Raw genomic sequence first — 22,978 nt, forward strand, 5'->3', positions numbered from 1 at the left:
ACATAGAGTTATGATTTTGTTAGATAGCGTAACAAAACGATATCCGGGTGACGAAAATCCGGCACTTGACAATGTGTCGCTGCATATAGAACCGAATGAATTTGTGTTTTTGGTGGGGAAGTCTGGCGCTGGTAAGTCTACTTTGATGAAGATGATTACCAAAGAAGAGAACCCAGATGCCGGCAAGATTATTATTGGCGGGATTGATTTGGACTATGTAAAAAAACGTCATATTCCAGGATATAGGCGACGGCTTGGTGTGGTGTTTCAGGACTTTAAACTTTTACCGCGACGTACGGTGTATGAAAACGTGGCTTTTGCTTTAGAAATTGCCGGTATGAGTGGTAAGGATATTCGTAAGACCGTTCCTAAGGTGTTGGAGCTAGTGGATTTGTCAGATCAGGCGAAGAAGTTTCCGGCTCAGTTGTCGGGTGGGCAGCAACAGAGGGTGTCTATTGCACGGAGCGTAGCACGCCAGCCAAAGATTTTGATTGCTGATGAGCCGACAGCTAATCTGGACAAACTTACTACAGAAGAAATTATTGGACTGTTAAAACGGATTAATGATTTTGGCACGACGATTTTGGTTACTACACATAATGAAAATATTGTGAATACTTTGCAAAAACGTGTGATAACTTTGAAGGATGGTAAGATTGTGAATGATCAGAAGAATAACGGTGTTTATAAATTAGATGAGACTCCGGCTCCTAAGGCGCCGGTGCGCGTGGTGCAGACGCCAGGACATGCGCTAAAACAACGTAGGAGGGTGATACAGTGACGGAAGCAAAAAAGACTATAGTAGAAAAACCGGAGAAATCGGTTGACGGGGCGAGTTCTAAAGAAAGTAAGACAAAGAAACTAAAGAAGGTTACTAAGAAGAGTTTGCGCACAATGCAAAAGACGCGGAGCAAGCATCCGGTGCGTACGCAGGCGAGGATTGTGAAATATGGTACTAGCGGATTTCGGAGGAATATTTGGTTATCTAGTGCTGCGACTGTAGTGATGGCAATTACGTTGATAATCTTGTTTGTGACGGTAGTGGCAAGTGTGATTTTGACTAGTACTGCAGATTTAATGAAGGATAAAATTGACATTACGGTGTATGTTAAGCCGAATACTTCGCAGGAAGTTTTGGATGAGTTGACGTCGATTATCAGTAACGATAAAAATGTGAAGAGTGTAGAGACTTCTACATCGGAGGAAGAGTACGATAAGTTTTTGGAAGAAAATGCCGAGAGTGATGATGTTATTAACATTTTGGATGAGGACATGCGGAAGTTGATGATTGCGAAAATGCAAGGTACTATGCGAATTAAAGTTTACAACGTGGATGATTTGACGAGCATAAAAGACCTGGTGGAAACCGATGAAGTATTTAAACAATACACAGACAAAGAGAAAGCGCCAACTTATGACGTGAATCAGGCTGAGATTGCCACTATTACCTCGTGGGCAAGGATTGCACGAACTGGGGGATTAATACTAGCAGTGGTGTTTTTGGTGATTTCGGTGCTCATAATTTTCAGTACGATTAGGATGGCAATTTTCTCACGGCGGGAAGAAATTTACATGATGAAGTTAGTGGGAGCAGAGAAGCGTTTTATTCGAGGGCCGTTTTTAGTGGAGGCGGAGATTTGTGGCGTTATCGCTGGTGTTGTGGCTGCGACGATAAGTTATTTTGGCTTCATGTTTATGGCTCCAAAGCTATCTAGCTATGGTATTGACGTGACGGCGATAACTGATGTGTTACAATCCAATAAGTTGATTTTAGTATATTTGGTATTTATTGCAGCTGGTATGATAATTGGGCGAGTTTCGGCGAGATTGGCGGTATCGAAATATTTGCACAAGACATAGAGCTTGTGTTATACTTTCAGTATGGTAATGCTTAAAAACAAAAAAAGAATATTTTGTGCGTTAATAGTTATGGTATTGGTGGCGGTGCCATTTGCGACTACTATCATTAATAATGTGGAAGTAAACGGTATTTCTAGAGCGTGTCAGAACTCGGCGGCCTGTCGTGAAGCAGTAGAGAAGGAACAAGAAGCTAACAAAAGAGCGGCGGCGGCGGCAAATTCAGCAGATTTGTTTCAGATGAAAGTGAATGAACTATCCGTAGAGATTGCATCGAGAGAGTCTGAGATTGTACAGACTGAGGTGGAAATAAAAGAGCTAAAAAAGCAGATTTACGAAACTCAACAGAGACTAGAAGAAGAGCAAGAAGCTTTGGCTGAACTACTAATCAACATGCATTTTGATAGTGATTCTGAGCCGATACAAATTTTGGCTGGTTCGAGTTCGATTTCTGATTTGGCAGAGAAAGCGGCGCGTGAAGAAGTGGTGAAACAACAGATTAGTGTGTCTGCGGCGGCGGTACGCGACGCTAAACAACAGTTAGAACAGGATAAGGCAGAGGTTGAGGAGCTGTTAGCTAGTCAGCAGGCTGCGAAGGATGCGTTGGTTGCAAAGCGTGGCGAACAGCAGAATTTGGTGGAAAAATATCAAAATGATGCAGAGGCTTATACTGAGGTAGCGAAAGCGGCGCAGGAAGCACAACGTGCGGCAGAGAAAGCAGAGCAGGAGGCGCATCCGGAACTTTATCGTGGTAGCGCTTATACTGGGGCAAATACTTACCCATGGCAGGGTGATTGTCCGGATAAACAGGATTATTATGGTACAGTGTGGGATGGTTACTATATCGGTGGCTATGTATGTGAGTGCGTGAGTTATGCTGGATGGAAAGCGTATGAAGCTTATGGTGTGGTACTGGCGTGGGGTAATGCATATAGCTGGGATGATCGCGCGCGGGCTGCTGGTTATACGGTAGATCATAATCCGGCGGCCGGGACGATTGGCCAAGTGGACGGCGGGGCTTATGGTCACGTATTCTGGGTAGAGAGTGTAAACGGTGATGGCTCCATTAATGTAACAGAATATAACAATGCATATGCTACTTATCTATATTCTGGGCATTCGCATTATGGTGATTTTGGTTCACGCACAATTAGCGCGGGAGAAGTTGGCAGGTATAATTATATACACTTATAATTATTTGTCTTTTTGTGATAAATGTTTTGATAAAAATCGCATTGCATAAATTTTTATGCTAAAATAAGGTAATGAGCAAACAAAAGTGGGAAGAAAAAAAGACTAGCTTAGGTAACGCAATTGTCATGTCTGCCGTAATGTTGGCGGTGGGAATTTTGGTAGGGGTGAATTGGAATAGTTGGTTTGGTGGGTTTGCGCCGTATTTGGGGATAGAAAGTAATGTATCTTCTGATATGGATTGGTCAGCGCTGAACGAGGTATATAATAAACTCGCCACTACTTATAATGGTGAGATTTCTAAGGAAGACGTTGTAGAGGGTGCTAAGAAAGGCTTAGTGGAGTCACTAGGTGACGTTTACACGGTGTATATGGATTCAGAAGAAAGCTCGGATTTTTATGATGATTTGCACGGTAATGTTGGGTCGGGGATTGGTGTAGAGATGGGACTGCGTGATGGTTATGTGCGAGTGTTACGTACTTTGCCAGATAATCCGGCGCGGGAAGCGGGGATATTGGCCGGTGATATTATTTATAAAGTAGACGGCGAAGAAGTATATAGCTTATCAGCAGATGAAATTGCCAAGAAAGTGCGGGGCGAGACGGGTTCGGAGGTGACGGTAACGGTGGTACGTGATGCGCAAGAGAAATCTTTCACTATGAAGCGGGAGACAATTAATAACGTGTCGGCTTATGTGGAGTACGATGGTAAGACGGCAGTTATTACGGTGACGCGGTTTGATAATGATACTGGCACGATGGTGCAGGGCTTTGCAAAGGAGTTTGCTGATAAAGGTGTCAAGAAAGTGATTTTGGATCTTCGTGGTAATGGTGGTGGTTATGTGTCGGCAGCGCAGGATTTGTTAAGTTTGTGGCTGGACGGTGAAAAGATTTTGATTCAAAAGTCGAAACACTTTGGCAACAGTGCTACAAATAGTGGTTCTGGTAAAGCGATTTTGAAGGATATAAAGACTGTGGTGCTGGTAAATGGCTCTACGGCGTCGGCATCAGAAATTGTAGCAGGGGCTTTGCAAGATTATGGTAAGGCTACGGTGGTGGGTGAAACTACTTATGGTAAGGGTGTAGTGCAAAACCTATACGACCTTTCTGGCGCGACGGTGCTCAAGGTGACAACGGCCGAGTGGTACACGCCGAACGACAGGTCTATTAATGAAACTGGCATTACACCAGACATAGAAGTAGAACGAACTTACGAAGATATTAATGCGATGCGTGACCCGCAGATGGACAAAGCGAAAGGTTTGTAGTGAAAATAGTGATTGCCACTGCGGTATACTACCCGATGATTAACGGGGTGGCGGTATTTTCATATAATTTAGCGGCGGGACTAGCAAGGCGCGGCAACGAAGTGCTAGTAGTATGTCCGTCGCAGACGGGGCGAAATTATACGCGGACGATAGATGGTGTGAAGACAGTTTATTTGAAATCCGTACAGGCGAAAGTGTACCCGGATCAAATTCATACGGTACCAAAAAAGAAGAAAGTTTTGGGGGTGGAGCTGCCACATTTGTGGTATCGACATGGGTTTAGGGTGTCCGTATTCCCGCAACGGGAAATTAAGCGGGTATTAGATGATTTCCAGCCGGACGTGGTGCATGTGCAAGTGTCGGACCCGATAGGGTTATCAGTGGCGGCATATGCTAGACGTCGTGATATTCCGTTGGTAACTACCGAGCATAATCAGCCAGATGTGATTACGGATCCGTTGAAATTGCCACTGGTAGTGAAGAAGCCGGTAGATGCGATGTTGGCGGTGTATTTTGTGAATCGGCAAAGCAAAAGCGATTTTGTGACGATGCCGACAGAGAAGGCGATCAAAGACTTGATTTGGTCACGCGGGCGGGGGAAGGAATTTCCGGTGCCAGTGGCGGCAGTGAGTAATGGAGTAGATTTGGCGAATTTTAAATCAGGTAAAGTGGCGGCAGAGATTTATTCTAAATATAATTTGCCAACTGACCGACCGGTGGTACTATATGTGGGGCGGGTGGATCCAGAAAAAAGGTTAGGATTGGTGATAGATGCGTTTAAGGAGGCGCGTAGAAAAGTTCCGACGGCGCTTTTGGTGATAGTGGGGGATGGGGTAGATAAAGTTCGGCTAGAAGAAAAAGTGCGGAAGATGGATCTGGGGGATAATGTAAAGTTTTTGGGGCGAGTGTTACCGCCAGATTTGTACGAATTATATAAGATTGGCGACGTGTTTGCGACGGCAAGCGAGATAGAAACACAAGGGATAGTGTTAATTGAGGCGGCGGCTACGGGGTTGCCTTTGGTTGCGGTAGATAAGGGCGCAGTGGGTGAAGTGTGTCGCGATGGTGTGAATGGATTTTTGTGTCGGCCGGGGAATGTGGCAGAGATTGCCGAAGCGATAGTAAGAATATTGTCGGATGATAAGTTGCGGGCGAAATTCGCAGAAAATTCTGTTAAGATTGCTGGCGAGCATGATTTTGAGAAAACGCTGGATAAGTTTATAAATATATATGATAAAGTGATTAGAGATAAAAAATAATCCCCTTAAGGGGATTATTTTAGATTACGATGTTTAGTATTTTGGCTTTGGGAACGAAGATAGTTTTCTTAACGCCAGAGTCGGTGTATTTTTTAACTTTTTCATCGCTTAAGGCAAGCTGAGTGATCTTTTCTTCGTCACTTAAATCGGCTTGATTGATAGAGAGTTTAGCGCGGAGTTTGCCGTTTACTTGCACTACTACTTCTACGGTGTCGGAAACTAGGTATTTTTCGTCCCATTTTGGCCATTCATCGTTGGTATTTAATTTTTCTAACATTTCGGAGGTCAAGTGTGGGGCGAATGGTTTAAGTAGCTTTGCCAATATGACGACGTCTTCGGTGGTAGCGCCGATTTTGTAAAGTTCGTTAACATATTCCATCAAAGCGGCTACGGCAGTGTTGAAATTGTAACGGTGAATATCTTCGGTGACTTTCTTGATAGTCTTGTGACGAATATTGATAGTTTTGTCTTCTTTGCTATATTCGGTAGCAAAAGCTAAAGTCCAGCAGCGGTTGAGAAAACGATAAACGCCGCCTACCGAGCGGGGATCCCATGCGGCGTCTTGGTCGTAAGGGCCGATGAACATTTCGTAAGTGCGGAGAGTGTCGGCGCCGTAGCCATCGTTGATAACGTCGAGCGGGTCGATCACATTGCCTTTAGATTTGCTCATTTTCTTGCCATCGGGAGCGTTGATGTAGCCATTGTAAAGTAAGCGCTTGATTGGTTCGCGGAATGGTAGGTAGCCTTCGTCGGCAAAGAATTTGCACCAAAAGCGGATGTATAGTAGGTGCGCCACAGCATGGTCGCCACCGCAGTAGTAATCCACTGGTTCCCAATATTTGATAGCGTCTTGATCCCAGGCGGCATCTTTGTCGTGCGGGGAAGCGTAGCGCCAGAGATACCAAGAAGAGCAAGCATAGCCATCTAGGGTGTCGGTTTCGCGAGTCATTTCTTCGCCATCTATGGTAACTTTTAGCCAGTCTTTGGCTTTGGCAAGGGCGCTGCGGCCAGAATTATCAGGTTTGTAATCATCTACTTCGGGGATTAATACTGGCAGTTGGTCTTCTGGGATGGGATGTGGATTGCCATCTTTGTCGTAAGCGATAGGAATTGGGCAGCCCCAGTAGCGCTGGCGGGAAATTAGCCAGTCACGCATGCGATAAGTGGTTTTGGGGGTGCCAAAGAGATCGCGGTCGCAGAGTTCGGTTTCTACGATTGGCAAGTCAAATTTCTCGGCGAATTCGTGGTCGCGGTCATCCATGGCGGGGACGGCCATGATGGCACCGGTGCCGTAGCCGGCTAGGACGTAATCTGCTACCCAGATGGGGATTTTTTCTTTGGTGGCTGGATTGATGGCATAGCTGCCGGTGAAGACACCGGTTTTTTCTTTGTTTTCTTGACGTTCAATTTCGGATTTTTTTAGTGCGGTAGCCTTATAGTCTAAGACCTTTTCGCGGGTATCATCGGTGAGTAGACTATCTAGTGCGGTGTATTCTGGCGCGACTACCAGGAAGGTGGCGCCGTAGATGGTGTCGGGGCGAGTGGTAAAGACGGTGATGCGGGGTGCGCCACCTACGACTTCGAAATCAATTTCTGCACCAGTGGAGCGACCAATCCAATTTTTTTGCATGGTTTTGATTTTTTCGGGCCATTCGAGGTTATCGATTTCTTCGAGTAATTCATCGGCGTATTCGGTTATCTTGAAAAACCATTGCTTCATTTTCTTCTTTTCAACTTCGTGACCGCAGCGCCAGCATTTGCCGTTTTCGACTTGCTCGTTGGCGAGAACAGTTTGATCTTCCGGGCACCACCATTGATAGGATTCTTTTTGGTAGGCTAAGCCTTTTTTGTAGAGCTGCAAGAAGCACCACTGAGTCCATTTGTAATATTCTGGGTCGCTAGTGTTGATTTCGCGGCCCCAATCTATAGCATAGCCAAGGCGTTTGGCTTGTTTGCGGAAGTTAGTGATGTTGATTTTGGTAACTTCTTGGGGTGCGGTGCCGGTTTTGATGGCGTAGTTTTCGGCGGGAAGACCAAAAGTATCGTAGCCAAAGGGGCGTAAAACGTTCAGACCTTGCTGAGTATAGAACCGCGTAAGTACATCAACAATGGTGAAATTACGGACGTGGCCGACGTGAAGACCAGCGCCAGATGGATAAGGGAACATTTCGGCGAGCATCATTTTGGGCTGGCCGGTTTCTTCGGTGGCCTTGAAGGGCTTAGTTTCTTCCCAGATTTTTTGCCATTTTTGTTCGATTTTGAGCGGTTCGTATCTTTCCATAGGTTAAATTATACCATAATTACAGGTTTATGACGAGGTTTCCTTGGCGGAGGATTTTGGGGTGTTTATCGGTAAAATCAATAATAGTGGAAGGTAAATGACCAGTGATGGATTTAGGTGTGCCTCCTCTGGGGTTAGCAGAGGTAAGGATGAGTGGGCCGGTGTGTGGCAAGATTTCGGCGAAAAGCGGATGATCTGGGATGCGGACACCAATAGTATTGTAATGGTCGTAATAAAAATGGTGAAAATTGGGATTTTTGTGTAAGATGAGGGTGAGTTCGCCAGGAAAGTATTTTTCGATTAGCGGTGTGGCAGCATCTGGGATGATGACGTATTTGGTGATGGCAGATTTATTTTCCGGTACTAGAGTGAATATTTTGTCAGAATTAAAATCGCGGTCTTTTAACTGCATTAGTTTGCGGATGGCGGGTTCAGATTTCAAGAACACAGCATAGCCTTCTACTGTCTCAGTAGGGATAGTGACGATTTTTCCTACTAATAAATCTGTGATGATTTGATTTTTCATTGGTTTTATTATATCATATTTTTATGCAAGTGATTTTGGTGCTTGATAATATACGGTCTACCTATAATGTGGGGGCGATTTTGCGTACAGCGGAAGGGTTTGGGGTAGGAAGGGTGGTACTTTCTGGCTATACGCCCAGAGTGCACGACGCCAATTTACTGCCGCATCTAAGAGCGAAATTAGATAAAGAAATACATAAAACGGCGCTCGGTGCAGAAGATATGCTAGATATTTATTCGTCTGGTGATATAATGGCTGATTTGAAAGATTTGAAAAAACAGGGTTGGCAGGTGGTGGGGCTAGAAAATAATATAGAAAAAGTGCCAATTTTTGCACTAAATAGCCATAAATTAAAAGAAAGACTATCAGATAAGGTAATCTTGATTTTGGGCGAAGAAGTGAATGGGATAGATTATTCGCTGTATGATATAATTGATCTGTTTGTAGAGATACCGATGAAGGGGCAGAAAGAGTCTTTCAATGTGTCGGTGGCGGCTGGCATAGCATTATATGGTTTTATTAACATAAAATCTTCTTTCTCGGACACACTCAAGGCCGTTCGGCTGAGCTTACGGTCCTCGAAATGAAGATTTTATGTTAAAATTAGGTCATGATAAAAGTATATACTACTATGGCTTGTGCGTATTGTCACGCGCTGATGGACTGGCTGGACGACATGGGGGTGGAGTATACAGAAGTAGATGCGACGAAATATCCGGAAATTATATCGGTACCAGTAACGGAGATAAATGGCGAGAGAATTGTAGGTTTTGATCGTCCAGCGATAAAAAAAGCGCTCAAAAGAAGTGCATAGATAGACTTAGCTATCGATTTTCACTGTGTAATAATTTGCTTGAAAAGTCAATATCTTGCGGAAAGTGAGGAAAAGTGATAAAATGGGTAAAATTATCTATTAATTAAGGAGCGATATGCCTGAACCTAAAAAACAGAGTAGCCCCCGCAAGACTGGGCTTCGTAGGAGTCACCTCAGGCTCGCGCTGGCTCGGAGAGTGAATAAAGTTTCCCCAGTAAAAGCGTTTGAGACCAAGAAAAAGACCCCAAATCTTAAAGTTAAGACTAATAAAAAAGCAATAAAAGGAAAAGAAGCTTAAAAATATGGCAAGTAATCGGCATTTAGGTAGAGTTATTGTTCTACAGAGTTTGTATGAATATGAACTAAGAACCCTCGCACATGACCCGGAAGTCGATTTGGATGTGATTGTCGCAAAAAACATCGAGCCATATGAGAAAGCTTTGGGTGATACCGAGTTTGTGTATAATTTGGCTCACAAAGTGGCGGAGAATTTTGAGACTTTGGATACGGCACTGGCACCGATGGCGCCGGAGTGGCCGATTAGTTCGATTGCGGCAATAGATCGTAACGTCCTGAGGATGGGGCTATATGAGCTTTCGGAGTGTAGAGACAGTATTCCGCCGAAAGTAGCTATTAATGAAGCTGTCGAGCTAGCAAAAGCGTTTGGCAGTGAGAACTCGTCAAAGTTCGTGAACGGAGTGCTCGGCACAGCTTATAGACAGCTTGGAATTGTTGAAGAAGAAAATGAATCAAGGAATAAATCAGTCGAAGGAGCCGTTGGCGCGGAGAGCGCTGAAGGTGCCGGAAGCGTTGCCGACGGAGAAGGTTAAAGAATCTGCCTTTGATAAGATAAGATCGGCCGTGTTTCGCAAGAAAACGGCGATTCAGGAGATTGTGCGTGAGCCTACTTCTGGCGGGATTGTTTTTCGGTTTACTAAGGATAAGAAAGATATTGAGATCCTGCTGATTCAGGATTCGAAAGAGCGTTGGACGATTCCGAAAGGACATATTGAGCCGGGTGAGACGGCCAAGGTGACGGCACGGCGTGAGATAGAGGAAGAGACTGGGCTCTCTAATATTTCGGTGTTGACGTGGCTAGGGAAGATTCATTTTAAGTATCGTCGACTAGATAAGCTGGTGCTGATGACCACTCAGATTTATCTGGTGCAGGCGCTAGATAGTCACGAAACGCCCACGCCAGAGAAGTGGATGAAGGGTATTAAGTGGTTTTCGTTTACCGACGCTTTGAATGCGATTGAATATGAAGATATTGAGAAGTTGATGCTGATTGCGAAGAAGAAGATTCGGGCGGGGGATTATAGGGGTTAATATTGATTTTTTAGCATAAGTGTGTTATAATTAAAGGTTAGGAGAAATTTGATGGATACGACACCATATCAAGAATTTGCGAAAGAGAAATTAGGTTTTGAGTTTAATGATATTAATTTGTTGGTGACGGCGCTCACTCACCGGAGCTACGTGAATGAACATAAGAAGACGCACGAGCATAATGAGCGGTTGGAATTTTTGGGTGACGCGGTGCTAGAGCTAGTTTCTTCAGATTTTTTGTATCGGAATTACAACGAACCTGAGGGAATTATGACGGCTTTTCGTGCAGCTTTGGTGCGAACGGAATCGATTGGTGATGCGGGGAAAGAATTAGGGTACGAGCCTTTGGTACGGCTATCAAAAGGGGAAAAGAATGGCTCGGAGCGAGCGCATGACGTGATATTGGCTGATTGTTTTGAAGCAGTGATCGGAGCGATATATTTGGACCAAGGATATGATGTGGCGCGAGATTTCATCGCGAAGCATATTTTGGTGAAGATTGATACGATTTTGGAAGAGGGTAGCTGGCGTGATCCGAAATCATACGCACAGGAGTTGGCACAGAAATTTGATGGAGTGACGCCAGTATATAAGACTTTGAAGGAGGAAGGGCCGGATCATGACAAGGTGTTTACGGTTGGGCTATATGTAGGTGAGAGTTTGAAGGGTGTAGGTACGGGTCATTCTAAGCAAGAGGCGCAGACAATGGCCGCACGTGAGGGCGTAAAGGGATATCGGAAACTGTTTACGAATAAGCCAAAGAGTCGGTAATTTGACCTTGGCTTTTAGGAAGATTTGTGATATAATTAGCGGAGTTAATAATTTTTAAGGAGAAAAAATGCTTGCGATTCGTATGCAACGTAATGGCCGGGCGCATTACCCTACGTACCGGATAGTCGTCCAAGAATCCCAGCGCCATCCTTTATCTGGGCGCGTTGTGGCTGAGGTCGGCAATTATAATCCAGCTACCAAAGCTTTAACGCTTGATAAAGAGTTGGTTGAGAAATATCTAAGTAATGGTGCGCAACCATCTTCTCGGGTAGCCTTTATCCTGAAGAAGAACGGCGTAAAGTTACCAAAATGGTATAAAGAGCCAACACAAAAGAAGGCTGTGGCAAAGCACGCTGATAAATTGCGCAAAAATCAGCCAAAGGAAGAGCCAGCGCCAGAGGCGCCAGCCGAAAAAGTGGCTGCGGCAGAGGAAATTCCAGCGGAGGCCTAAAACTAAAAATAGCCCTTCGCGGGGCTATTTTTGTGCTATAATAAATAAAAATAACTAATTTGGAGAACATATGGCTACTATCGACCAACAATTCGTAGAATATATCGTAAAAACGCTAGTAAATAATCCTGATAAGGTCGCAGTTGAACGAAAAATTGACGAGAAAGGTGTGCTTCTTTCCTTGACAGTGGATCCAGAAGATGTGGGGCGGGTGATTGGTAAGCGTGGTGTAACGGCGCAAGCGATTAGAGTGTTGCTTCGTGCGCTTGGTACTAAACAAGATGCACGTTATAACTTGAAGATTGTAAATACTGACGAAGAAGGCGCGCCAAGAGTTGAAAAAACAGAAGCGGTAGAGGATGTGACGGAAGGTGCGGAAGTAGAGGAAGTGGAGGAATCGGAAGATTCTTCGGAATTGGCTGAAAAAACTCGTGCGGAGCTAGCTGATTTAGACGATCTTGATATATAATGGAGTAGCCCCGGAAGGGGCTATTTTTTTGTGAAAAATGTCTTGCAATTTTGGTTTTAGTAGTGTATAATCGGGCTTAAGCTAACTAACTGCGAGTCGGCTTAAAAACAATAGAAGAGTTGAGAGTTTATCTATGTCTAAAAAGTGCCTTCCGTTGAGGCATTTTTTGGTGGACTGAATTCAAAATATCTAAAAATAGGTGTTGAAATATAGGGGTTAATGTGATAAACTCGATTACAAGAAGTAGTGTGCCCTGTTTTTGTAATCTTGTGAGAGCTGGCGACTCTCTGGGGGAGACTGGGCAGTAATCTTCAGCGCTAAAGATTAATAATAACACTAATAAAAAGAGGTAGAATGGTTACAAAACCGAAGTCAGGTGAGAGGGTCTTTTTCACCGAAGGCGACCAAGCGCTTCCAATTCCGGATCTGACGGTTCATCAGAAGGATTCATGGGAAGACTTTGTCAAGAACGGACTACGGGAGGTTTTTGCTGAGCTTAATCCTATCGATGATTATACAGGCCAAAAGCTTTCACTCCGTTTTAAAGATTATTATTTTAAAGAGCCGAAGGAGACTGAAGAGGAAGCGAAATATAATCTCGCGACTTATGAAGCTCCGCTACATGTGCTAGTTGAACTAGAGAATAAAGCGACTGGTGAGAAAAAAGAGCAGGATATTTATTTTGGTGATTATCCGTGGATGACGGAACGCGCGACCTTTATTATTAATGGTACTGAGCGTGTGATTGTTTCTCAGTTGATACGTTCGGCAGGGGTGTTCTTTAGCGCTGAAGCGATTGGGTTGAGGAACTATTATGGGGCAAAGGTAATTCCTGGCCGTGGTGCTTGGTTGGAATTTGAAACTGCGGCGAATGGGGCGATTTACGTGAAGATTGATCGTCGTCGTAAGATCCCAGTAACGACTTTCTTGAGAGCGCTTGGTATGACCAAGTCAGAGATTAAGAAAGGATTCGAAAAGGTTGATAATGGCGAGAAGAGTTATATTGAGTTGACTCTTGAGAAGGATACGACTTCTAGCCAGGGCGAGGCACTTTTGGAGGTGTATCGTAGATTGCGTCCAGGTGATTTGGCAACGGTAGAAAATGCAAAATCGATGATTGAGCGGACTTTCTTTGATCCTAAGCGTTATGACTACTCCAATGTCGGCCGTTTTAAGTTAAATCGTAGATTACATAAAGATTTGCCAAACGACCCAGAACACCGTACTTTGCAGATGAGTGATGTGGTGGATATTATTTCGGAAATTATCCGTCTTAATAATACACAAGAGCCGGCAGACGACATCGATTCACTCTCTAATCGTCGAGTTAAATTGGTAGGTGAATTAGTACAGAGGCAATTCCGTTTGGGCATGTTGCGTTTGCAGCGTAACATCTTGGATCGTATGTCAATGGCTAATTTGGAAGAAGTGACACCTTCGCAACTCTTAAACTCGCGTCCAGTAGTCGCGGCAGTGAAAGAATTCTTTGCTACCTCACAACTTTCACAGCTAATGGACGAAGTGAACCCATTTTCTGAGCTTGCTCATAAGCGTCGTTTGAGCTCGATGGGTCCTGGTGGTCTGACTCGTGAGCGTGCTGGGTTTGATGTGCGTGATGCGCACCCAACACATTATGGTCGTATTTGTACGGTGGAGACACCAGAAGGTGGTAACGTGGGTTTGGTGTTGAACTTTGCAACCTACGCCAGGATTAACGAATATGGCTTTATTGAAGCTCCGTATCGTGTGGTAAAAAATGGCAAAGTGACTGACGAGGTGGTTTATGTCGATGCTGATACCGAGAACGACATGATTATCGCTGATGCGTCGGTGAAATTAGATAAAGACGGTAAATTTGTAGAAGATTGGGTATCTGCGCGTGTACATGGTGCACCTTCGCAGGTGGAGGCTAAGAACGTGACCCATATTGATGCGGCGCACAAAGAAATTTTGGGTGTATCTGCGTCTTTGATCCCGTTTGTAGAGAAGAACCGTGTAGACCGTTCATTGATGGCCTGTGCGATGCAGAAACAGGCAGTGCCACTTTTGCGTCAAGATAATCCAGTGGTAGGGACTGGTATTGAGCGTGAAGTCGCTAAAAATACTTCACAGCTAGTTGTGGCTTCTGGTACTGGTACAGTAAAGAAAGCTGACGGTGATTCCGTGATTGTCACTTATGATAAAGGTGGTGACAGAGAATATAAGTTGCAGCATTTCGAGAAGACAAATGATGACCGTTGTTATAACCAGCGTACAGTGGTGGCGCGTGGTCAAAAAGTTAAGAAGGGGGACACACTGATTGAGGGCGCATCAGTAAATGATGGTGAGCTGGCATTAGGTCGGGATCTTTTGGTAGCGTTTATGCCATGGCGTGGTTATAATATGGATGATGCTATCGTAATTTCCAATCGTTTAGTAGAAGATGACACTTTGACTTCTATTAATATTAAAGATTTTGATGTGGAAGTGCGTGAGACTAAACTTGGGCCAGAACAGGTGACGCGTGATATACCGAATGTGTCTGAGCATTCGTTGCGTCATCTTGGCGAAGATGGCATTGTGACTGTTGGCTCTGAAGTGAAGAATGGCGATATTCTAGTTGGTAAGATTACGCCGAAAGGTGAACAAGAGTTGTCTTCGGAAGAGCGATTGCTTCGTGCGATTTTCGGTGAAAAGGCGAAAGATGTGCGTGATACTTCGGTACGGATGAACGGGTCATCTACTGGTAAGGTGGTGGATGTACGTATTTATACGCGTGAGCAAGGTCATGAGCTTAAAGCTGGGGTGATCATGCAAATCAAGATCTACGTGGCAGAAATGCGTAAGATTGGCGTAGGTGATAAGTTGGCGGGCCGACATGGTAACAAAGGTGTAGTTTCGCGTGTGTTGCCGGTAGAAGATATGCCATTTATGGCGGATGGTACACCGATAGATATCGTACTTAGTCCGATGGGCGTACCTTCTCGTATGAATTTGGGCCAGCTCTTTGAGACTCACCTTGGTATGGCAGCAAAAGCGCTTGGCTATAAGGTGGCTACACCATCATTCAATGGGGTATCGGATGAAAAAATCTCCGAAGAATTGGAGAAAGCCGGGTTTGAGAAGGATGGTCGTGTACAACTTTACGATGGTTTGACTGGCGAGCCGTTTGAAGAACGTACTTCAGTAGGCGTGATGCATATGCTGAAGCTTCACCATATGGTGGAAGATAAAATTCATGCGCGTTCAACTGGGCCATACACGATGGTGACTCAACAGCCATTAGGCGGTAAGGCACAGAATGGTGGTCAGCGCTTTGGGGAAATGGAAGTTTGGGCGCTTGAAGCTTATGGTGCAGCGACGACGTTGCAGGAGATGTTGACTATTAAATCTGATGATGTCTATGGACGTGCTAAGGCTTACGAGGCAATTATCAAACACGAACCGATTGAAGGGCCAAAGTTACCAGAGGGCTTTAACGTGCTGGTGAAAGAGTTGCAAGGCTTGGGTTTGAAGGTGGATCTTTTGGACCATGGTGAGTCAGCCGATGCGGGCGATGTAATTGAAAAGACCTCAAAAGAAATCGAAAAATCTAAGGATGATCAATCCATCTATGATCAACATAAAAAGGATACCGAGCCACAGATCTTGGATCTAGACGAGTCGGAAGCCGAGGCAATGATGGCGGAAGAAGGTATCGAAATAACAGAGGCCGACGAAGACGATGGTGCAGTTGACCTCGGAGAGGAGTTCTAATATGGCGTGGATGGATAATTTTATCAGCGCTTCGGATTTCGATTCGATTAGACTAACGGTAGCTAGCCGTGATGATATATTGAATTGGAGTTATGGCGAGGTGACAAAGCCCGAGACGATTAATTATCGCACGCAAAAGCCTGAACGTGATGGTCTGTTTTGTGAGCGGATTTTTGGGCCGACTAAAGATATTAATCCGCATGATAGTAAACTTAAGGGCGTACGTTCGCGTGAAGCAGCGGTAGATAAAGAGGGAAATCTAGTTACTAAGTCAATTACTCGACGTGAGCGGATGGGGCATATTGCACTTGCGGCTCCAGTGGCACACATCTGGTTTATGCGTGGCGTGCCATCAGCTTTGTCGTTGCTTTTGGATATTACAGTAAAGAATATTGAAAAGGTGGTGTATTTTGCAACATATCTCATAACTGACGCAAAAACTGATGAAATCCAAAAGACTTTGGAAACTTTGGAAAGTCAAACTATGGCGGCGCGTGGTGCAATTAGATTGCGTTATGAAAAAGAGTCTAAGGCTGAGGGTGCGGATGTAAAAGCGTTAGCTGAAGCGCAGACAAAGGAGCTAGAAGAGCTAGAGAGCGGTTATGCGTCGCGTAAGGCTACGTTGGAATCCTTTAAGAAGGGGGGCGTTATTACGGAAGTAGAATATCGCAATCTTCCGGAGGAATATGAGGATTTGATTACTGTAGAGATGGGGGCGACTGCAGTTAAGAAACTTTTGGATGAAATTGATTTGGACAAGTTGGTAGAAGATTTGCGCAAGGAAGAGAGTGAGGCCAAGGGTCAGAAAGAAAAGAAGATTCAAAAACGGCTTAAGACTCTTGAGGGCATGCAGGCAGCCGGTATTAGGCCGGAAGACTTGATTTTGACCGTGATTCCGGTAATACCACCAGATTTGCGACCGATGATTGCTCTTCCAGGTGGCCGATTTGCGACATCAGATTTGAACGATCTTTATCGCCGTGTGATTAATCGCAATAATCGGTTGAAGAAACTGTTGGATCTTAATGCTCCAGAAGTAATTTGCCGTAACGAAATGCGGATGTTGCAAGAGGCTGTAGATGCACTGATTGACAATTCTGCGGCGCATGGTTCGAGGGGTGCCAATTCTACGAATGGGCGGCGTAAACTAAAGTCTTTGTCTGACCTTCTCAAGGGTAAACAAGGTCGGTTCCGCCAGAACCTTCTAGGTAAGCGTGTAGATTACTCTGGTCGTTCGGTGATTGTGGTAGGCCCAGAACTTAAGCTTAACGAATGTGGTTTACCAAAACAGATGGCACTTGAGCTATTTAAGCCATTTGTAATTTCGTGGTTGATTGGTAATGAATATGCTAATAACATTCGCGCAGCTTCACGTTTGATTGAAGCGAAAGAAACGATTGTATGGGATGCTTTGGATGAAGTAATTAAGGGTAAGTATGTGCTTTTGAACCGGGCTCCGTCTTTGCACCGTTTGTCAGTACAGGCGTTCCAACCAAGGTTGATTGATGGTAAAGCTATTAAGCTTCATCCACTTGTAGCATCGGGCTTTAACGCTGATTACGATGGTGACCAGATGGCGGTACATTTACCGCTTTCGGATGCAGCACAAGCTGAAGCTCGTGAGTTGATGTCGGCAGGTAAGAATTTGCTCAAACCGGCGGACGGCTCACCAGTATTGGCGATTTACCAGGATGTAGTACTAGGCGCATATTACTTGACTTATGATAAGCCTGGCACGGATCAAGGTGACCCGAAAGCTTTTTCTAGCGTATATGAAGCTGAAATGGCTTATGACCAGGGGATTATTGCCTTGCAGACGCCGATTCGGGTATTTGCGAAGCGTGAAATTCGGGATACGACCCTGGGACGTGTAATATTTAATGAAATCTTGCCAAGAGATTATCCGTATGATAATTCGGTACAGACGAAGAAACATTTATCTAAAGTGATGGCGGATATCTTCGATCTTTATGGTTCAGAAGTAATGGTAAAAACGGCAGATGCTTTGAAGGATTTGGCGTTTGAATATGAAACGATTGCTTCTATTTCTACTGCCAAAGATGATTATCCGACTTATGATGAAATTGACGACTTTATTGCGGAAGGTGATGCCAAGACGGCGTTAATTCAGCAACAATTTAACGATGGTTTAGTAACAGAAGAGGAACGTCATAAGCTTACGGTAAGCAATTGGCGTGATATCGACAAGAAGATTTCGGAGTTCTTGCAAGGTAAATTGTCTGAGATGGATACCGATATTGCCGTAATGGTAAACTCTGGGGCTCGCGGTAATATTTCAAACATTAAGCTCGCTTCGGCAGAGATTGGTATCATGGTGGATATCAATAACAACGAAATTGAGCTTCCAGTAAAATCTTCGTATAAGAAAGGTTTGAATACTCTGGAATCCTTTATTGCGACTCGAGGTGCGCGTCAGGGTCAGGTTTCTACGGCGCTTCGTACAGCGGATTCTGGCTATTTGACTCGTCGGTTGGTGGACGTGTCGCAAGATGTGTTTACTACGGATGAAGAGGCGGAAGACCCAGGCTTTACCGTATATCGTGACGAGACGGAACTTTCTGGGATCGGTTTTGCGGCGAGATTGACGGGTCGTTATACGGCTGAGCCGGTATCAGGTTATCTTGAAGCTGATCAATTGATTACTAAAGAAATGGCTGAGCAAATTGAAGCCGACGAGAATGTTACGGAAGTGAAGATTCAGTCTATTTTGTCCACTACGGCAGTAGAAGGCATTCCACGAAAGAGTTATGGCGTAGATATGTCTACTCGTGAGCTGGTTGCAGCTAATGAGCCGGTAGGTGTAATTGCCGCACAGTCGCTTGGCGAACCTGGTACGCAGTTGACCCTTGACACTAAGCATGGTTCTGGTGTAGCGGGCTCTGGTGCTATTGCCAGGGGTTTGCCTCGTGTAGAAGAGCTTTTGGAGGCACGTGCTCCGAAGGGCCAGGCTTATGTTACGCCAATAGATGGTGTGGTAGAAATTTGGGAAGATAACAATCATTACGTAGTGCAAATTACTCCGCAGTCTGGTGAGCTAAAGCGCTTTGAATTAGATGGTCGTAAACCGGCTATTAAAGATGGACAGAGTGTAAAGTCTGGTGCTACTTTGGTGCGTAAGAGCGGGGATAAGGAGGCTATCAAGGCTCCGGAAGATGGTGTAGTAGAACTTGTGAAGGATGCAATTATCTTGGTGTCTTCTGCCAAATCTTCAGTGAAGATTGAAATCCCGGGTGATGCTGAGATGGTAGTTAAATCTAATGATAGTGTAAAAGCTGGAGATAGATTGACTACTGGTTCTCTAAACTTACAAGACCTATTAAAATATAAGGGCGTTGAAGCGACTGAGCGATATATTATGAATGATGTTCTCAATGTGTATGCGGCGCAAGGACATGAGATTTCGCCAAAGCACCTTGAAATCTTGGTTCGCCAGATGTTCTCTCGCGTACAGATTAATGACCCGGGTGATTCAGAGTTTGTATCGGGTGATATCACTTCGAAGGCTGCAGTAAGTTTAGCTAATAAAGAGCTTGAAGCAGCTGGCAAGGAGCCTGCTACCTACACGAATCTTTTGCTTGGTATTACTAAAGTATCGATTTTCTCGGATTCGTTCCTTTCAGCGGCATCGTTCCAGGACACTACGCGGGTGCTCATCAATGCAGCAATCAATGGCCGTGTTGACCATTTGCGTGGGCTTAAGGAAAACGTAATTATTGGTCGAAAGATTCCAGTAGGAACTGGTGTGGCACCTCTTGAAGATCTTGAGACGCCGGATATGAAGATCCCGACGGAAGAAGATCTCGAGAATCTATAAATGACCAGATAATATTACTTTGGGCTATGCTTGGCCACCCTGTTCTAGTGGGTGGCTAAGTGTTGGTCCTTGTGGCGTTGCGCTTCTGGGTGCTCAAGACTGATATTATCGGTTGTTTTTTGTTGTTTGGTATGCTATTATAGAAAGAGTTATTAAGAGGTTTTATGCATTTCAAAACGATTTTTAAATCCCTAAAAAACAAAGACATGCTAAGGCGCGTCGGTATTATTTTGGGTATTTTAGTAGCGTATAGGTTGTTGGCACAGATACCGGTGCCAATGGGCGATGCTTCTACTTTTAAGGAGGCGGTGTCTAATTTGTTAGAAAAGTCGGATTTTTCGAGCTTTTTGAACTTAATCTCGGGTGGCGGGTTAGCGTCGTTTAGTATTATTTTGGTGGGGCTTTCACCTTATATTACTGGTTCTATCGTGATTCAACTTTTGACAAAAGCAATACCGTCGTTAGAAGAATTATCTAATGATGGCGAAACGGGACGGCGCAAAATTAACCAGTGGACGCGGATGTTGACGGTGCCTCTGGCGATTGTGCAGTCCATTGCCTATATCTTTATTTTATACCAGTCTACGGTTGCGGCGAATGTGGCAACGGAGTTTACTCCGACAGCTGGCGATTGGGCTTTGTCAGTCACTGCTATGACGGCGGGGTCGTTGATTTTAATGTGGATGGGAGAGTTGATTACTGAACAGGGGATTGGGAATGGTATTTCTACTTTGATTTTTGCGTCGATTATCTCGCAGCTACCTACCACGATGGCATCGTTGGGATCCGCTTTGTTTGACACAAGTAGCGGTTCGTTGAGTTTGTTTGGCTGGTTGGAACTGCCGGTGAATCCTACAGTTTTCTGGATTGTATTGGGTTTTGCCGTCGCTATGTTGGTGGTGATATATTTCTTGGTGAAATTGAACGAAGCACAGCGGATTATTACTATCAATTATGCTAAAAGGGTACATGGGAATTCGTCCTATGGTGGGATTAAGTCGATTTTGCCGATCAAGATGATTGCGGCGGGCGTAATACCGGTGATTTTTGCAACGGCGTTCTTGTCCTTACCGGCTTTAGTGGGGCAGGTAATTACTACAGTAAATCCAGGTAATGAAATCGGCGAGAATTTGGTAACAATCTTTTCGGCGCCGTCTGCGAGCAATTTTGCTACGATGTATCCAGATGGTATTACTGGACAGTGGTTTGTATATCCGGCAATGTATTTCTTGCTAGTATTTATGTTTACGTATTTTTATACGTCGATCATCTTCAATACCAAGGAGATTGCGGATAACTTGCAGAAACAGGGCGGTTTTATCGAGGGGGTACGGCCAGGCATTGCTACGGCGAAGTATTTGGGTAAGGTAGTGAATCATTTAGATTTGTTCGGCGCATTGGCACTGGGCTTGATTGCAATGTTGCCATTTATCACGGATTACATCTTTATTGTGATTACGGGAGCACCGATTGGCTTGTCTATTTCTGGTACGGGGCTTTTGATTGTAGTGACGGTGGCACTTGAGAACCTAAGGTCGTTGGATTCTCGCGCGTTAATGATAACATACGACGATTTTAATAATGAGCTTGAAGATTAAGGGCTGGCGCAAGATTACAAAGTGGGCGGTATGGTCAGCGCTGGGGGTGTTGCTTTTGGGGTTCTTCATAAGGGTGGCTACTTTTGAGGCAAATTATTATGGTGAGAAAGAAGGAAGTGAGAGGGCCGTAGCAGAACGTGTGAATGAAGAGGGAGAATTGATCGAAGTTGAGCCTACGGAAGATGAAGCCCGCCAGTACACGGTGGCTCCGGATCGCCCGCGTTATTTAACGATAGAGAAGTTAGGGATTAATAAGGCGAGGATTCTGCCGATGGGAGTGAATGATAAGGGTGAGCTAGATACTCCTAATAACATTTTTGATGTGGGGTGGTATGAAGCGTCTGGTAAGCCGGGATTAGGGGGCACTATGATAATAGATGGTCATAACGGTGGACCTCATGTTTTGGGCGTGTTCAAGAGTCTACCAAGTTTGGCAGAAGGAGATATTATTACGGTTGAGCGTGGTGATGGTGTCATATATAACTATAAAGTAGTTGAGAGCACGACTGTGGCACTGAGCGAATCAGATGAGTATATGGCGACGGCAGCGAGGTCGCCGGAGCGCGGAAAAGAGTCGGTGACCTTGATCTCTTGCACTGGCGAGTGGTCGCAACAGCAGGGCACTTACTTGTCTAGGCAGTTTGTTAGAGCGGTTTTGGCTGACGGCAACTGATTTTATGCTTTACAATCATAGAATTTTATGCTAAGATGGGTATGTAATTTATGGCTAGTCAAAAGGAAGTGATAAAGCTCACGGGCAGTGTTGTTGAGGCGCTACCTAATACCCAGTTTCGGGTTGAACTCGAGAATGGTCATATTATTGTTGCTCACATGAGTGGAAAAATGCGCAAAAATTATATCCGTCTTGTGCCGGGCGACAGAGTCGAGGTTGAGTTAACCCCTTACGATCTTACAAAGGGCAGAATCAGCTTTCGGCTCAAGGATTAATATTAACTGTTGTATTTTTTACAACATTTATGGAAGTAGGCTAGATACTATTTGCAAAAGTATTTAGTTGTAATACTTTGTTAAGTGGTGTATAAAAGTACAGCGCTAAAAAGGAAAGGATTTTAACACGATGAAAGTACGTGCAAGTGTTAAAAAAATCTCCCCAGATGACATTATTGTGCGCCGGAAGGGTGTGCTGCGTGTTATCAATAAGAAAAAACCTAAGAATAAGCAAAGGCAGGGTTAAGATATATGGCTAGAATAGCTAGCGTTGTAATTCCGTCCGATAAGCAAGTATGGATTGCTTTGACCTATGTGTACGGCATCGGAACAACAACAAGTAAGAAAATCCTTGCGGAGGCTAAAATCGAGCCTACCACTCGGGTGAAAGATCTCACCGAGGCTGACGAACAAAAAATCAACGACATTATTTCGAAGAAATACCATGTTGAGGGTGATCTCCGACGCCTAGTGAGCAACAATATCAAACGTTTAAAGGATATCAATTCCTACAAGGGAATGCGTCACAAGGCGAAATTACCAGTCAACGGCCAGCGTACTCGTACGAATGCACGTACTCGTAAGGGTAAGGCGATCGCGGTCGGTGGGGCACAACCTAAAGCAGCAAGTAAGACTTAAGGAGTAA

General features: G+C 44.6%; 22 protein-coding genes. 20 read left to right on the top strand and 2 right to left on the bottom strand.

Annotation, left to right across the window (positions count from 1 at the left end; genetic code table 11):
• The first annotated feature begins 10 nt into the window (after positions 1-10).
• The 5 genes from ftsE (at position 11) to G3RUM_RS00695 (ending at position 5,575) form a co-directional block, all read left to right on the top strand.
• Positions 11-781, top strand: a complete 771-nt coding sequence (ftsE, locus tag G3RUM_RS00675) for a cell division ATP-binding protein FtsE (RefSeq protein WP_129734393.1) — start codon at positions 11-13, stop codon at positions 779-781.
• On the top strand, positions 778-1,860 hold the full coding sequence (locus G3RUM_RS00680) for a cell division protein FtsX (protein ID WP_129734395.1): 1,083 nt from the start codon (positions 778-780) through the stop codon (positions 1,858-1,860). Before ftsE ends, G3RUM_RS00680 begins: the two co-directional genes overlap by 4 nt.
• A 21-nt stretch (positions 1,861-1,881) precedes the next feature.
• On the top strand, positions 1,882-3,051 hold the full coding sequence (locus G3RUM_RS00685) for a CHAP domain-containing protein (RefSeq protein ID WP_129734397.1): 1,170 nt from the start codon (positions 1,882-1,884) through the stop codon (positions 3,049-3,051).
• A gap of 71 nt (positions 3,052-3,122) precedes the next feature.
• On the top strand, positions 3,123-4,316 hold the full coding sequence (locus G3RUM_RS00690) for a S41 family peptidase (RefSeq protein WP_129734399.1): 1,194 nt from the start codon (positions 3,123-3,125) through the stop codon (positions 4,314-4,316).
• Positions 4,316-5,575 carry a glycosyltransferase gene (locus G3RUM_RS00695; RefSeq protein ID WP_129734401.1) on the top strand — a complete coding sequence of 420 codons (1,260 nt, stop codon included), beginning with the start codon at positions 4,316-4,318 and terminating at the stop codon, positions 5,573-5,575. Before G3RUM_RS00690 ends, G3RUM_RS00695 begins: the two co-directional genes overlap by 1 nt.
• Positions 5,576-5,594: 19 nt before the next feature.
• Here the strand turns inward: G3RUM_RS00695 and G3RUM_RS00700 are convergent, their stop codons facing one another.
• Both G3RUM_RS00700 and G3RUM_RS00705 read right to left on the bottom strand, forming a co-directional pair.
• Positions 5,595-7,856, bottom strand: coding sequence for a leucine--tRNA ligase (locus G3RUM_RS00700; protein WP_129734403.1), 2,262 nt, complete (start codon positions 7,854-7,856; stop codon positions 5,595-5,597).
• A 19-nt stretch (positions 7,857-7,875) separates the two neighbouring features.
• Positions 7,876-8,382, bottom strand: coding sequence for an L-threonylcarbamoyladenylate synthase (locus G3RUM_RS00705; protein WP_129734405.1), 507 nt, complete (start codon positions 8,380-8,382; stop codon positions 7,876-7,878).
• Between the two features lie 23 nt (positions 8,383-8,405).
• Between G3RUM_RS00705 and G3RUM_RS00710 the strand changes: the two genes are divergently transcribed.
• The 15 genes from G3RUM_RS00710 to rpsM all read left to right on the top strand — a co-directional run bounded on the left by G3RUM_RS00710 (position 8,406) and on the right by rpsM (position 22,971).
• On the top strand, positions 8,406-8,969 hold the full coding sequence (locus G3RUM_RS00710; protein WP_129734407.1) for a TrmH family RNA methyltransferase: 564 nt from the start codon (positions 8,406-8,408) through the stop codon (positions 8,967-8,969).
• 23 nt (positions 8,970-8,992) lie between these two features.
• A complete protein-coding gene (locus G3RUM_RS00715; protein ID WP_129734409.1) occupies positions 8,993-9,196 on the top strand; it encodes a glutaredoxin family protein in 204 nt (67 codons plus the stop codon).
• Between the two features lie 115 nt (positions 9,197-9,311).
• Positions 9,312-9,494 carry a hypothetical protein gene (locus tag G3RUM_RS00720; RefSeq protein ID WP_129734411.1) on the top strand — a complete coding sequence of 61 codons (183 nt, stop codon included), beginning with the start codon at positions 9,312-9,314 and terminating at the stop codon, positions 9,492-9,494.
• Between the two features lie 4 nt (positions 9,495-9,498).
• On the top strand, positions 9,499-10,026 hold the full coding sequence (gene nusB / locus G3RUM_RS00725) for a transcription antitermination factor NusB (RefSeq protein WP_129734413.1): 528 nt from the start codon (positions 9,499-9,501) through the stop codon (positions 10,024-10,026).
• Entirely contained in the window at positions 9,941-10,525 is a 585-nt protein-coding gene (locus tag G3RUM_RS00730) for an NUDIX hydrolase (protein WP_129734415.1), read from the top strand. The genes nusB and G3RUM_RS00730 overlap by 86 nt, the downstream gene beginning before the upstream one ends.
• Before the next feature lie 51 nt (positions 10,526-10,576).
• A complete protein-coding gene (rnc, locus tag G3RUM_RS00735; RefSeq protein ID WP_129734417.1) occupies positions 10,577-11,296 on the top strand; it encodes a ribonuclease III in 720 nt (239 codons plus the stop codon).
• A gap of 67 nt (positions 11,297-11,363) precedes the next feature.
• Entirely contained in the window at positions 11,364-11,747 is a 384-nt protein-coding gene (gene rpsP, locus G3RUM_RS00740) for a 30S ribosomal protein S16 (RefSeq protein ID WP_129734419.1), read from the top strand.
• 70 nt (positions 11,748-11,817) lie between these two features.
• Positions 11,818-12,216, top strand: a complete 399-nt coding sequence (locus G3RUM_RS00745; protein WP_129734421.1) for a KH domain-containing protein — start codon at positions 11,818-11,820, stop codon at positions 12,214-12,216.
• Between the two features lie 354 nt (positions 12,217-12,570).
• Complete coding sequence (rpoB, locus tag G3RUM_RS00750) at positions 12,571-15,951, top strand: DNA-directed RNA polymerase subunit beta (protein WP_129734423.1); 3,381 nt, start codon at positions 12,571-12,573, stop codon at positions 15,949-15,951.
• A gap of 1 nt (position 15,952) precedes the next feature.
• Positions 15,953-19,786: a DNA-directed RNA polymerase subunit beta' gene (gene rpoC, locus G3RUM_RS00755; protein WP_164998321.1), complete on the top strand. Its 3,834-nt coding sequence runs from the start codon at positions 15,953-15,955 to the stop codon at positions 19,784-19,786.
• A 164-nt stretch (positions 19,787-19,950) separates the two neighbouring features.
• Complete coding sequence (gene secY / locus G3RUM_RS00760; RefSeq protein ID WP_129734427.1) at positions 19,951-21,384, top strand: preprotein translocase subunit SecY; 1,434 nt, start codon at positions 19,951-19,953, stop codon at positions 21,382-21,384.
• Complete coding sequence (locus tag G3RUM_RS00765; protein ID WP_129734429.1) at positions 21,368-22,057, top strand: class F sortase; 690 nt, start codon at positions 21,368-21,370, stop codon at positions 22,055-22,057. Before secY ends, G3RUM_RS00765 begins: the two co-directional genes overlap by 17 nt.
• 50 nt (positions 22,058-22,107) lie before the next feature.
• The gene (infA, locus tag G3RUM_RS00770) at positions 22,108-22,332 is read left to right on the top strand and encodes a translation initiation factor IF-1 (RefSeq protein ID WP_129734431.1); all 225 of its coding nucleotides are present in this window, start codon (positions 22,108-22,110) and stop codon (positions 22,330-22,332) included.
• Positions 22,333-22,462: 130 nt separating this feature from the next.
• Positions 22,463-22,579: a 50S ribosomal protein L36 gene (gene rpmJ / locus G3RUM_RS00775; protein ID WP_129734433.1), complete on the top strand. Its 117-nt coding sequence runs from the start codon at positions 22,463-22,465 to the stop codon at positions 22,577-22,579.
• A gap of 5 nt (positions 22,580-22,584) precedes the next feature.
• The gene (gene rpsM, locus G3RUM_RS00780) at positions 22,585-22,971 is read left to right on the top strand and encodes a 30S ribosomal protein S13 (protein ID WP_129734435.1); all 387 of its coding nucleotides are present in this window, start codon (positions 22,585-22,587) and stop codon (positions 22,969-22,971) included.
• Positions 22,972-22,978: the final 7 nt, after the last annotated feature.

Source organism: Candidatus Nanosyncoccus alces (assembly GCF_004138395.1).
GTDB lineage: Bacteria > Patescibacteriota > Saccharimonadia > Saccharimonadales > Saccharimonadaceae > Nanosyncoccus > Nanosyncoccus alces.